This window comes from Kitasatospora sp. MBT66, assembly GCF_000710405.2.
In the GTDB taxonomy this organism is placed as follows: domain Bacteria; phylum Actinomycetota; class Actinomycetes; order Streptomycetales; family Streptomycetaceae; genus Kitasatospora; species Kitasatospora purpeofusca.
In genome coordinates this window covers 679,390-691,417 of sequence record NZ_JAIY01000004.1, presented here as the reverse complement: position 1 = coordinate 691,417, position 12,028 = coordinate 679,390, and the positions used below count along the sequence as shown (strand labels likewise).

The 12,028-nt window shown below is 74.0% G+C and carries 13 protein-coding genes; 5 read left to right on the top strand and 8 right to left on the bottom strand.

Going from position 1 to position 12,028, the window contains the following annotated elements:
- Positions 1 to 667 (top strand): NAD(P)-dependent oxidoreductase (locus BI06_RS09745; protein WP_043466988.1); only part of this gene is annotated, 667 nt, incomplete at its 5' end.
- A gap of 58 nt (positions 668 to 725) precedes the next feature.
- On the opposite strand, the gene BI06_RS09740 is transcribed toward BI06_RS09745, so the two are convergent.
- The 3 genes from BI06_RS09740 to BI06_RS09730 form a co-directional block, all read right to left on the bottom strand.
- Positions 726 to 926 carry a DUF5326 family protein gene (locus BI06_RS09740; RefSeq protein WP_043466985.1) on the bottom strand — a complete coding sequence of 67 codons (201 nt, stop codon included), beginning with the start codon at positions 924 to 926 and terminating at the stop codon, positions 726 to 728.
- A 226-nt stretch (positions 927 to 1,152) separates the two neighbouring features.
- Positions 1,153 to 1,821, bottom strand: a complete 669-nt coding sequence (gene tenA, locus BI06_RS09735) for a thiaminase II (RefSeq protein WP_030392365.1) — start codon at positions 1,819 to 1,821, stop codon at positions 1,153 to 1,155.
- A 37-nt stretch (positions 1,822 to 1,858) separates the two neighbouring features.
- Positions 1,859 to 2,176 (bottom strand): cupin domain-containing protein, encoded by a 318-nt coding sequence (locus BI06_RS09730; protein ID WP_030392366.1) that lies wholly within the window; start codon positions 2,174 to 2,176, stop codon positions 1,859 to 1,861.
- Between the two features lie 103 nt (positions 2,177 to 2,279).
- On the opposite strand from BI06_RS09730, the gene BI06_RS09725 reads away from it, so the two are divergent.
- Together BI06_RS09725 and BI06_RS09720 are read left to right on the top strand one after the other, a co-directional pair.
- A complete protein-coding gene (locus tag BI06_RS09725) occupies positions 2,280 to 2,654 on the top strand; it encodes a phage holin family protein (RefSeq protein WP_030392367.1) in 375 nt (124 codons plus the stop codon).
- A 133-nt stretch (positions 2,655 to 2,787) separates the two neighbouring features.
- Positions 2,788 to 3,315, top strand: a complete 528-nt coding sequence (locus tag BI06_RS09720; protein WP_043466982.1) for an NUDIX domain-containing protein — start codon at positions 2,788 to 2,790, stop codon at positions 3,313 to 3,315.
- Positions 3,316 to 3,401: 86 nt separating this feature from the next.
- Here BI06_RS09720 and BI06_RS09715 read toward each other — a convergent pair whose 3' ends face one another.
- The 4 genes from BI06_RS09715 to pdhA form a co-directional block, all read right to left on the bottom strand.
- Positions 3,402 to 5,273 (bottom strand): globin domain-containing protein, encoded by a 1,872-nt coding sequence (locus BI06_RS09715; RefSeq protein WP_233290082.1) that lies wholly within the window; start codon positions 5,271 to 5,273, stop codon positions 3,402 to 3,404.
- 231 nt (positions 5,274 to 5,504) lie between these two features.
- Positions 5,505 to 6,911 (bottom strand): dihydrolipoamide acetyltransferase family protein, encoded by a 1,407-nt coding sequence (locus tag BI06_RS09710; RefSeq protein ID WP_043467596.1) that lies wholly within the window; start codon positions 6,909 to 6,911, stop codon positions 5,505 to 5,507.
- 5 nt (positions 6,912 to 6,916) lie between these two features.
- Positions 6,917 to 7,927: an alpha-ketoacid dehydrogenase subunit beta gene (locus BI06_RS09705; protein ID WP_369826094.1), complete on the bottom strand. Its 1,011-nt coding sequence runs from the start codon at positions 7,925 to 7,927 to the stop codon at positions 6,917 to 6,919.
- Positions 7,924 to 9,063, bottom strand: coding sequence for a pyruvate dehydrogenase (acetyl-transferring) E1 component subunit alpha (gene pdhA / locus BI06_RS09700; protein ID WP_030392372.1), 1,140 nt, complete (start codon positions 9,061 to 9,063; stop codon positions 7,924 to 7,926). Before pdhA ends, BI06_RS09705 begins: the two co-directional genes overlap by 4 nt.
- Positions 9,064 to 9,227: 164 nt before the next feature.
- Here pdhA and BI06_RS09695 point away from each other — a divergent pair, with 164 nt between their 5' ends.
- On the top strand, positions 9,228 to 9,674 hold the full coding sequence (locus BI06_RS09695) for an Lrp/AsnC family transcriptional regulator (RefSeq protein ID WP_078879731.1): 447 nt from the start codon (positions 9,228 to 9,230) through the stop codon (positions 9,672 to 9,674).
- Between the two features lie 73 nt (positions 9,675 to 9,747).
- Here the strand turns inward: BI06_RS09695 and BI06_RS09690 are convergent, their stop codons facing one another.
- Complete coding sequence (locus BI06_RS09690; RefSeq protein WP_043466979.1) at positions 9,748 to 10,332, bottom strand: TetR/AcrR family transcriptional regulator; 585 nt, start codon at positions 10,330 to 10,332, stop codon at positions 9,748 to 9,750.
- A gap of 289 nt (positions 10,333 to 10,621) precedes the next feature.
- On the opposite strand from BI06_RS09690, the gene BI06_RS09685 reads away from it, so the two are divergent.
- Positions 10,622 to 11,890 carry a glycosyltransferase family 39 protein gene (locus BI06_RS09685; protein ID WP_082558392.1) on the top strand — a complete coding sequence of 423 codons (1,269 nt, stop codon included), beginning with the start codon at positions 10,622 to 10,624 and terminating at the stop codon, positions 11,888 to 11,890.
- Positions 11,891 to 12,028 lie beyond the last annotated feature (138 nt).

Below are 12,028 nucleotides of genomic sequence, written 5' to 3'. Positions count from 1 at the left end.
GCTGCGGGCCGCCGGGGACCGGCCGCTGGTCTGGGTCTCCAGCGCCAGCGTCTACGACCCGAGGGCCGACCGCGGCTCCGTCGGCGAGGACCACCCCACCGAGGCCGGTCAGCTCAACGCGTACGGGCGCACCAAGGCCGCCGGCGAGCGGCTCGCCCTCGCCGCGGGCGCCGTGGTGCTGCGCCCGCGCGCGGTGTACGGGCCCGGCGACCCGCATCTGGTGCCGCGGCTGCTGGAGCGGGTCCGGCGGGGGCGGCTGCTGCTTCCCGGCGGCGACGTGCGGCTCAGTCTCACCGCGGTGCAGAACCTCGCCGACGCCTGTCTGTCCGCGGTCGGCGCGGGCCGTACCGGCGACCGGCCGTGGACGCCGGTCGCCTACAACATCGCCGACGCCCGCCCGTACCGGCGCGACGAGGCGGTCCGCGCGGTGCTGGCCGCGCACGGCGTGACCGCGCGGATCCACCATGTGCCGGCCCCGCTGGCCCGGCTGGCCGCCCGCAGCGGGCGGCTCCCCGGCCTGACCCCGTACGCGGTGGACCAGCTCTCCCGCGACGTCGTGCTGGACCTCACCCGCGCCCGCACCCAGGGCTGGCGGCCGCACCGGGACCTGGACGCCTTCCTCCGCGAGACCGGCGCAGGCGCCGCCCGTCCCGCGCCCCGCCCGTGAACGCCCGACGCCCGCGCCCCCGGGGAGGGGACGCGGGCGTCGGGGCAGGTCCGGGGCGCTAGTTCCTGGCGGCCTTCTTGACCAGGATCACCACGGCGGCGGCGATACCGACCACCACCAGCGCCTTGACGGCGAAGGCCAGCAGCGCGCCGACCACACCGAAGACGAACATCAGCAGGTTCCACACCAGGATCAGTACCAGTACCGGAACAACGATGTTCCGCACCCACGAGGGCAGCGACTTCCAGAGCTCAGCCATGTCCGTTCCTTCTCTCCCCTTGGGGTCGGCTGCCGTCCGGTGCCGCATCCCGCTCGCTTTCGTACTTCGATCGTACGGCGGCCGGAGGGACGGAACGAGGGCCAACGGCCCCGAGAGAACCCGGAGATCACCCCGACCCCGGACCCCGGGTGAACCCGGCCCCGACCTCGGGGAACGACCCCCGACCCCGGCCCGCCCCCACCTCGTGGACGCCCCGCCGCGGGCCTCAGACCGGCCAGGACTCCCGGCGCCAGGCGGCGTCCCAGAACATCCACTCGTACCGGGAGGTGGTGACGAAGTGCTCTACCACCCGGCGCCGCTCGGCGGGGGAGATCTCCTCGCCGAGCCGGTCGGTCAGCGCCAGCACCCGCCGCACCACCGACTGGAACGCCTCGTCGCCGTAGGTGGCGATCCACTTCGCGTAGAGCGGGTCGGGGGAGCCCTCGGCGAGCAGCCGCTCGCCGACCCGGGCGTAGATCCAGTAGCAGGGCAGCACGGCGCCGACCGCCTCCGCGAAGGAGCCGCCGTAGACCGTGGCGAGCAGGTAGCTGGTGTACGCGCGGGTGGTCGGCAGCACCGGTTCGGCGGCGGCCTGCTCCGCGGTGTCGCCGAAGGCGTCCAGGAACTCGGCGTGCATCCCCTGCTCGGCGGCAAGCGCGCCGATCGCGTCGTCGGCGAAGGCCCGCACCTCCTCCTCGCCCGGGGCCCTGGCCGCGCAGACGGCCAACGCGCGGGCGTAGTCGCGCAGGTAGTGCGAGTCCTGCACGACGAAGTGGCGGAACGCCTCCCTCGGCAGGGTGCCGTCGGTGAGGCCGGCGATGAAGGGGTGGTCGAGGATCTCGGCGTAGACCGGCTCGATCGCCGCCCAGAGTTCTTCGGTCAGGCTCAGGCTCATGCCCCGACCCTAACCGGCCGTCCACCGCACCCCAGGTTCAGTCCTCGGGCGGGGAGAACACCACCAGTACCCGCAGTTCCTCGGTGATGTGGTGGAAGCGGTGCGGGGTGCCGGCCGGCACGTAGACGACGGTGCCCCGGCCGACGGTGGCGGTCTCGTTCCCGACCGTCAGCTCGGCCCGGCCGCTGATCACCTGGTAGATCTCGTCCTGGGCGTGCGCGGTCTGGGTGTCGGTGTCGCCGGGGGCGAGCGCGTAGAGGCCCGCCGACATCCGCGGCTCCCGCAGGAAGCGTAGGTACGCGCCGTCGTTGGCGGCGCGCTCGGCGTCCAGGTGGTCCAGTCGGAACAGCTTCATCGGGGAGCACCCCTTCTCGTACGGACCTCGAACCACCGGCATTCAACACCACCGGGCCGCCCGGAGCGGCGTCACCCCTTGACCGACCTGGGACGCTGGCCCCATGAAGGGTTTCGTCATCAAGACACTGATCAACGCGGCGGCCATCTGGGTCGCCGCCTGGATCGTCCCCGCGATCACGCTCACCGGGGACGACTGGAAGCACAAGACGCTCACGGTGGTCGCCGTGGCGCTGGTCTTCGGCGTGGTCAACTGGCTGATCAAGCCGGTGGTGAAGTTGTTCTCCCTCCCCCTGTTCATCCTCACTCTCGGCCTGTTCACCTTCGTGGTGAACGCGTTGATGCTGTGGCTCACCTCGTGGGCCTCGGACAAACTCGACCTCGACTTCCACGTCGACGGCTTCTGGGCCGCGCTGTTCGGCGCGCTGATCGTCAGCCTGGTCTCCTGGGGCCTGAGCCTCGCCCTCGACGAGGACTGAGCGCGAGGGCCGAACGCGAACGCCCTCGCCCCGCCCCGCCCCGCCCCGGACGGACGCAACCGGGGCGGGGCGCGTTTCGGCCGGTCCGGGCTGCGGGAGACTCCCGCACAACGCTCCAGCCCCGGAGGTCGCCATGCGCACCCCACCCCGCCCCGTCGTCAAGCGCACCGCCCGGGCGATCGTGCTGGAGACGAATCCCGACGACCCTTACGGACCGGCCTCGCTGGTCCTGATCAGGCGCACCCGCCCCGGCTCCCCGCACCCGTACTGGATCACGCCCGGCGGGGGTGTAGAGCGGAGCGACCGCACCGTGGTCGAGGCCCTGCACCGCGAGGTGGACGAGGAACTCGGCGGGAAGGTGGTCGACGTGGTGCCCGCCTTCGTGGACACCATCAGCCACACCCACCACGACGACGGCAGTCTGCTCCACCCGCACGGGGTCAAGGTGCAGCACTTCTTCGTCTGCCGGCTCGCCTCGATGGACCTCGACCGTCGGCACGGCCCCGAGGTGGACGAGCCCAACGGCGACTACGAGGTGGTGCGGGTCCCGTTCACCCGCGAGGGCGTGACCTCGGTCAATGTGGTGCCGCCGGCCCTGCGGGCCTATCTGGCCGCCAACATCGAGGGCGTCCGCGCCCTGCTCGCCCCCGACCTCGGCTGACGGTCCTCGGTTGACGGTCCTCGGTTGACGGTCCTCGGCCGGCCGTCCTCGGTGCGACCGGGCGGCTCACGACGCCGTGGGGCGGCTCACGGCGCGGCCAGGTCGCCGACCAGGTCGTGCCGGATCCGCTCGGCCGGCAGCCCGGCCCGCAGCAGCACCCCGCTCGTCCGCCGGACCATCGCGGGCGGGCCGGACAGATAGGCCGTCCGTCCGGTCCACGGCCCGAACCGGGCCACCGCCTCCGGGAGTTCGCCCGCGAGCAGGCCCGCGGCGGCGGCCTCCGCCGTCCCGGCGCCGGGGCCGGACAGCACCGCGCGCACGGTCAGCCAGCGGTGCCGGTCCGCCAACTCCCGCAGCGCCGCCAGCTCGTACAGCTCGGCGGGGGTCCGCGCCCCGTGGAACACCTCCACCGAGCGGCCCCCGGCGCCGCGCCCCGCGGCCTCCTCGACGAGTGCCCGCAGCGGCGCGATCCCGGTGCCACCGCCCACCAGCAGCAGGTCGCCGCCGTCGGTGTCGTCCAGGGTCATCCCGCCGACCGCCGGGCCGAGCCGCAGCACGTCCCCGGGCGCGGCCCGGTGGACCAGCGCGTTGCTCACCCAGCCCGCCTGCACCGCCTTGACGTGGAAGGTCAGCAGACCGTCCGGCCGGGGCGCGGAGGCGAATGAGAAGTGCCGCCAGACCCGGGGCCACCAGGGCGTCTCCAGGCTGGTGTACTGCCCGGCGCGGTACGGGTAGGCCTGGTCCGGGCGGACGGTGAGCACCGCGACGTCCGGGGTCCGGCGCTCGTGCGCCACCACTTCGCCCCGCCACCAGGGCGGCGAGGTGCGGGCGGCCTCCTCGGCGGCCTCGATCATGATCGAGGAGACCAGCCGGTACACCCGGCGCCAGGCCAGCTCGGTCTCGGCGTTCCACCGGCTGCCGGCGTACTTGGCCAGCGCCGCCACCAGGCATTCGCCGACCGGACCGTAGTGGCCGGTCAGGGTGCCGTAGCGGCGGTGGCCCCGGCCCAGCGCGCCCAGGTGGGCGCGCAGCCCCTCCGGGTCGCCGGCGCTGCGGGCGGCCGTCAGCAGGGCGCGGAACAGCCGGTCGCGCTGGACGTCCATGGCGGCCGGGAAGAGCGCCCTGATCTCGGGGTGGCCGAGGAAGATCAGCGCGTAGAAGTGCGCGGTGGCCCGGTCCGCGACCGGCTCGACGACCGCCAGGCTGGTCCGGATCAGCTCGATGTCCCGGGCGGTGGGCGGTAGTTCGGCGGCGTCGCGGGGCTCGGTCACCGCAGCCGGCGGCGGGGCCTGCGACGTGTCCGCGACCGGCGGAGCGACCGGTGCGGCGTCCGGTGAAGCGTCCGGCGACGCGGCGCCGTCGAGGGTGCGCAGCGCCCAGGCGCGGGACCACTGGTCGCCGGGTCCGGCCCAGTTGAGCCCGGGTGCGCTGGTGAACAGCGGTTCGATCACGGGGATGCCGGGCGCCGACGCCGCTGCGGGCGGGGCGGGGACGGCGGGCGGTTCGACGGGCCGAGGGGGGACGACGAACGGCGGGGCGACGGGCGGCACGGGCGGCGGCGCCGGGACCACCGGCCGGACGGACTGCACCGGCACCACGGGCTCCATCGGCACCACGGGCAGGACGGGCTCCATCGGCAGGACCGGCCCGGTCACGAGCGGCCCGGCCACGACCGGGGCGGCCACCACCGGCCAGGGCACCACCGGTGCCGGCTCGACCGGCCCGAACACCGGTGGAAGGTCCGGCGGAACCGGCGGCGCCGAAGGCTCCGCGGTCGGCGGGGCATCCACCACGGCATCCACCACGGTGTCCAGCACAGGGTCCGCCCCGGCATCCGGCGCGACGCCCGGCACGCCGTCCGGTACGACGCCCGGCACGGCCTCCGGCAGGCCGGGCACGGCCGAGGCCGCCGCCGAGCCGTGCCCGGTACGGACCAGGAGTGTCCTGCGGGACTTCACCGCAACGTTTCGAGTACCCAAGAGAATCGTTTCGCCTCCGGCCGGCCTACGCCACCACCTGGCTTGTCTCTGTTGACGCCCAGGAAGCGTGGCATGCCCGAAGTGCTCATCCGACAAATAGCGTGAAGCCCGGACACCCGCCCCCCGGACGCGCTACTCTCCCCGCCGCGCTCGCCCTGGGTGGCGGTTCCACCACCCAGGGCGAGCAATGCCGCCGATCGGAACGGGGATTCAGAGCCGCCGCAGCAGCACGCCCGGCTGCTCGACACAGTCCGCGACGAACCGCAGGAACCCGCCCGCGGTACCGCCGTCGCAGACCCGGTGGTCGAAGGTGAACGACAGCTGGGTCACCTCGCGCACCGCCAACGCGCCCTGATGGACCCAGGGTTTGGCGACGATCCGGCCCACCCCGAGCATCGCCGCCTCCGGGTGGTTGAGGATCGGGGTGGAGCCGTCCACCCCGAACACCCCGTAGTTGTTCAGGGTGAACGTGCCGCCGGTCAGCTCGGCCGGAGCGATCGCCCCGGTCCGCGCCGCCTCGGTCAACCGGGCCAGCTCCTCGCCGAGTTGCTCGGTGGTGAGGCGCTGCGCGTCCCGCACGACCGGCACGACGAGGCCGCGCTCGCCCTGGGCCGCGAAGCCCAGGTGCACCGCCGAGTGCCGCAGGATCCCCGAACCGTCCGGGGTCACACTGGAGTTGAGGTCGGGGAAGCGCTCGAGCCCGACCGCGCAGATCCGGGCGAGCAGCGCCAGCACGCTCACCTTCGGCCCCGGTACGGCGTTCAACTGCCTTCGCAGCACCATCAGTTCGGTGGCGTCGGCGTCCACCCAGCAGGTCGCGGCGGGGATCTCCCGGTGGCTGCGGCCGAGCTTCTCGGCCACCGCCTTGCGCAGCCCGCGCAGCGGGACCACGGACCCGGCGCCGGAGGGCACCGCCCCCGCCGGCGCGACAGCCGGGGCGGCGGGCGCGACAGCAGGCGCCACGGCGACCTTGGCCGCGACCGCCCGTTCGACGTCCGCCCGCATGATCAGGCCGTCCGGCCCGCTCCCGGCGACCGCCGCCAGCTCCACGCCCTGCTCCCGCGCCAGCCGCCGCACCAGCGGCGAGATCACCGCGGGCACACCGCCCGCGACGACCGGCACCACCGCGGTCACCGGCTCCGGCTCCGGGGCCGGAGCCGGAGCAGCCACCGGGGCCGCGGGAGCCACTACCACCGGAGCAGCCACCGGGGCCGAGACCCGGGTCACCGCAGCCGAAGCCCCGCCGACCCCGACCCGGCGCCGCCGTCCGCCCCGGTCCGGCTCGGCGACGCCGTAGCCGACCAGCGGCCGTTCGACCTCCGCCGCCCGCTCCACCACCGGCACCGCCGCGAGCGGCCGCTCGCCCTCGCCCGGCGACACCGCGACCGTCACCAGTGGCGCGCCGACCAGGACCTCCTCACCGACCGCGCCGAACAGCGCCGTCACCACCCCGCCGTAGGGACAGGGCACCTCGACCACCGCTTTGGCGGTCTCCACCTCCACCACCGGCTGGTCGATCGCGATCACCTCGCCGACCTCGACCAGCCAGCGCACGACCTCCGCCTCGGTGAGTCCCTCACCGAGGTCGGGCAGGGTGAACTCGCGCACGACGGGCATCATCCTCAGTCCTCCCACTGCAGCCGGGCGACCGCGTCCAGGATCCGGTCCACCCCGGGGAGGTGGTGGTGCTCGAGCATCGGCGGCGGGTACGGGATGTCGAAGCCGGTGACCCGCAGCACGGGCGCCGCCAGGTGGTGGAAGCAGCGCTCGGTGACCCGGGCGGCGATCTCCGCGCCGGTGCCGCCGAAGCCGCCCGCCTCGTGCACCACCACGGCCCGGCCCAACGAGCGCACCACCCGGCAGACCGTCTCGTCGTCGAACGGCACCAGGGTGCGCAGGTCCAGCACCGCGAGGTCCCAGCCCTCGGCCTTCGCCACCTCGGCCGCCTCCAGGCAGACCGGCAGCGAGGGGCCGTAGGTGATCAGCACCGCGGAGGTGCCGGTCCGGCGCAGCGCGGCCCGCCCGATCGGCTCGACCGGGGCGGCGGGGTCGAAGCCGTCCTTGCCCCAGTACATGCGCTTGGGCTCGAGGAAGACCACCGGGTCGTCCGAGGCGATCGAGGCCCGCAGCAGCCCGTAGGCGTCGGCCACGGTGGCGGGCGTGACCACGTGCAGGCCGGGGGTGGAGGCGTAGTAGGCCTCGGAGGCGTCGCTGTGGTGCTCGACGCCGCCGATGCCGCCGCCGTAGGGGATCCGGACGGTGATCGGCATCGGCAGCCGGCCGGCGGTGCGGTTGCGCATCTTGGCGACGTGCGAGAACAGCTGCTCCAGCGCCGGGTAGGCGAAGGCGTCGAACTGCATCTCGACCACCGGCCGCAGCCCGTACATGGCCATGCCGACGGCGGTGCCGAGGATGCCCGCCTCGGCCAGCGGGGTGTCCAGGCAGCGGTCGGGGCCGAACTCGGCGGTCAGTCCGTCGGTGATCCGGAAGACGCCGCCGAGCGCGCCGACGTCCTCGCCGAGCATGTGCACCGTCGGGTCCTCGCGCATGGCGTCGCGCAGCGCCGTGTTGAGCGCCTGCGCCATGCTGGCGGTGCGGGCCGGGGCGGCGGGGGAGACAGCGGTCGTCATCAGGGCTGCACCTCGGCCTCGGCGGCCAGTTCCTCGGCCAGCTGCGCCGCCTGCTCGCGCAGCTGCGGGGTCGGCTCGGCGTACACGTGGGCGAACAAAGACATCGGGTCGAGCTCGGGCTCGGCGTGGAACTCGGCGCGCATCCGGGCGGCGAGCGCCTCGGCCTCCTCGGCCGCGTCCCGGACCAGCTCGTCGTCCAGCACCCGGAGCTCGCGCAGTGCGCGCTCCATCAGCAGGATCGGGTCGTGCTCCCGCCAGGCCTCGACCTCGGCCCCGGTCCGGTAGCGGGTGGCGTCGTCGGCGTTGGTGTGCGCCTCGACCCGGTAGGTGAGCGCCTCGACCAGGGTCGGGCCGCCGCCGGTGCGGGCGCGCTCGACCGCCTCGGCCAGCACCGCGTGCACGGCGGGCGCGTCGTTGCCGTCGACCAGCCGGCCGGGCATGCCGTAGCCGACGGCCTTGTGGGCCAGGGTCGGGGCGGCGGACTGCGCGCTGAGCGGGACGGAGATCGCGTAGCCGTTGTTCTGGACCAGGAAGACCACCGGTGCCTGCAGCACGGCGGCGAAGTTCAGGGCCTCGTGGAAGTCGCCCTCGCTGGTGCCGCCGTCGCCGAGCATGGCCAGCGCGACGGCCGGCTCGCCGCTCAGCCGGGCGGCGTGCGCCAGCCCGACCGCGTGCGGGCCCTGGGTGGCGAGCGGGGTGCAGAGCGGGGCGGTCCTGGTGGCCCTGGGGTCGTATCCGGTGTGGGCGTTGCCGCGGAGCAGGGTGAGGGCCTCCAGGGGGTCCACGCCGCGGGAGACCACGGCGAGGGTGTCGCGGTAGCTGGGGAAGAGCCAGTCGCGCTCCTCCAGCACCAGGGCGGCGGCGACCTGGCAGGCCTCCTGCCCGGTCGAGGCGGGGTAGACGGCGAGCCGGCCCTGCTTGGTGAGGGTGGTGGCCTGCTGGTTGTAGCGGCGGCCGACGACCAGGCGGCGGTACAGCTCGCGGAGCAGCACGGGGTCGTACTTCTCCAGCGCGGGCGTACCGAGGACGCGGACCGGAGCGGGGTCCGGGAGCAGCGGGGCCGGGTCGGTGCGGGGGGCGGTGGCCCCGGGCAGCCAACCGGGCACGGCCGTGTGGTGTCTGTGGTCGAGAACGGTCATCTCGGGGCACCTCCAGGGGTGGCGGGGGCTCCCTACCGATTGTTCGGTCGTCTGTTCATCTTGACCAGAAGCGTGCGAAGGTGGTGGACAATCGGCCCGGGTGGCGGTCGACTGGTGGCATTGCGTCCAATCGTCAGGGGTGGGGGGTCATGTCGGCTGAACAGATGTCCAGACTCGACCGGGTCGACCGGGCGATCCTGCGGCTGCTGCAGCAGGACGGCCGCGCCTCCATCCGGTCGGTGGCCGAGCGGGTGCACGTGTCCCGGGCGAACGCGTACGCCCGGATCTCCAGGATGGTCGAGGACGGCGTGATTCGCGGCTTCACCGCCAGGGTGGACCACGAACGCGCAGGTCAGGGGGCTTCCGCCTACATCACCCTGAAGATCGTGCAGAACTCCTGGCGGACGGTTCGGGAGCAGTTGCTGGCTCTGCCGGGGGTCGCGCACATCGCCCTGGTCGGCGGTGACTTCGACGTCCTGCTGCTGGTGCACACGGCCGACAACCACGCCCTGCGGGAGCTCGTGCTCAACCGCATCCAGTCCATCCCGCAGGTGCTCGGCACCCGCACCATGCTGGTCTTCGAGGAGACCGACCAGGTCCCGCCGGACTGACGGCGGGGCCCGGAGAACCGCCCTGCCGCCCTGCCGCACCCGAAGACCCGGGGACCCGGGGCCGGGGACCGCCCTACCGCGCCCGGAGGCCGTCGAAGGCCAGGTGCACCACCGCGTCGGCGACGCCGTCGGCGCCCTTGAGGCCCGGCCGGTACCACTCCACGATCGAGTTGATCATGCCGAAGAGCAGCCGGGTGGCCAGCCGCGGTTCGACGTCCGCCCGCAGCGCCCCGTCCGCGACGGCGGCCCGCAGCAGCTCGGCCACCTGGTGGTCGAAGTCCCGGCGGCGCTCCAGCGCCCACTGCTCGGTGGCCGTGTTGCCGCGCACCCGCAGCAGCAGGGTGACGTAGGGCAGCTCGGCGAGCAGCACCTCGGCGGTCCGCCGCACCACGTGCTCCAGCCGCTCCACCGCCGGCCCCTCGACCGCGCCCGGTTCGGCCAGGATCCCGAACAGGCCGTCCAGCGCCCGCCCGACGGCCAGCCGGAGCAGCTCCTCCTTGCCGCGCACGTGGTGGTAGATCGAGGACTTGGAGATCCCGGCCGCGCGCGACAGGTCCTCCATCGAGGTGCCGTCGTACCCGCGCTCGTTGAACACGTCGACGGTCACCGCGAGCAGGGACTCCACGGTGTAGGCGGTGCGCGGGGTGTGATCGGCCATTCCCCGAGTATCCCCGCCCGCCCCGCCCCGACGGCGCCCGGGGTGACCTGGTCCACACCAAAGCCGGGAGCCAGACCCCTGGGCGTGTCGTCCGGATCGCGCCAGGCGGTCGCCGCCGGGGCACGCACCTCGACGGCTTCTCGTCGGTCGCCGATGCTCCGCATGGGCTCCCTCCTCGGCGCCGCCGATGCACGCACCCCAACGACGCCCACTTATCCGACGCGATCCGAACGACACGCCCTAGACTCGGCGGACGATCCGTCCATGGCCGAGCAGGTGGGGAAGTCGCATGAGCGCAATACCGGCAGTCGAATCCGATCTGCCCGAACAGCGCAGCGGCGTCACCACGACCGAGCCCGCCCTCGACTGGCGCGAGCGCGCCCGGGACCTCGTCCTGCGCTTCGGCCCGGCCGTGTGGTGCTACGCCGTCCTGAAGCTGGTCGGCTTCACCGTCTTCATGAAGCTGCTCTCCTTCTCCGGGGACTACCTCAAGAAGCATCCCCGCTTCGGCGGCGGCGCCAACCCCTGGGACGTACTGGCCAGCTGGGACGGCTGGTGGTACCAGCAGGTCGCCCAGTTCGGCTACCACCCGGCGCTGGTGAGCGTCCCCAACGGCGTCCCGGGCTTCACGATCGAGCAGAACTCGGCCGCCTTCTTCCCGCTCTACCCGGGCCTGATGCGGCTGGTCTCCGAGGTGAGCCCGTTCGGCCTGTACGGGGCCGGGATGATCGTCTCGGTGATCGCCTCGCTGTTCGCCGCGGCCGGCATCTACGCCGTGGTGGACCGGATGGCCGGCCCGCGCGCCGGTGTGATCGCGGCCGGCCTGTGGGCGATCGCCCCGGGTTCGGGCGCCGAGTGGGCGCTCTACTCGGACTCGCTGTTCATCGCGCTGGCCGCCTGGTCCTGCTACTGCGTGATGACCAAGCAGTGGGTGGCGGCCGGGGTGCTCACCCTGGTCGCGGGCCTCAACCGGCCCACCTCGGCGGCGCTGATCGGCGCGGTCGGCCTGGCCGCCCTGGTGGAGCTGTACCGGCGGGAGAGCGGGGTGGCGCGGCCGCTGACCGCGATGCTGCTGGCCCCGGTCGGCCTGCTCGGCTACGTCGGCTGGGTGGGCTGGCGGATGGGCGAGTGGGGCGGCTACTTCACCCTCCAGCACGACGCCTGGCTGCACTACTTCGACTGGGGCCAGGGCACCTGGGCCGCGCTCCGCGGCGTGCTGCTGGGCCGCAACGACTACCCGTTCGCCTGGCACACGGCCGACATGCTGGCGACGCTGATCGTGCTGAGCCTGCCGGCGCTGATCGTGCTGCTGTTCCGGCTCCGCCCGCCGCTGGTGCTGACCGCCTACACCCTGGCCACCATCGTCTCGGTGCTCGGCAGCCTGGGCATCTTCGGCAACACCTCGCGCTACCTGCTGCCGGCCTTCCCGCTGCTGATCGCGCTCGCGGTGGCGATGCGGAAGCTGAGCTGGCCGGTGCTGGCGGCGGTGCTCGGCTTCGGGGCGGTCGCCTCCGGCTGGTACGGCGGGTACGTGATCTTCGAGCTGGGCATCCCGTAACCCCTCCGGCCACCCGCCGTCCCCCGGGGGCGCGTCCGTTTCGGACGCGCCCCCGCCGTTTTCGCCCGCCCCCGTCGCGCTCCGGCACTCCGTTCCCGTTCGCCCTCTTGAGCCGACCGATCGTTCGGTTACTCTGTG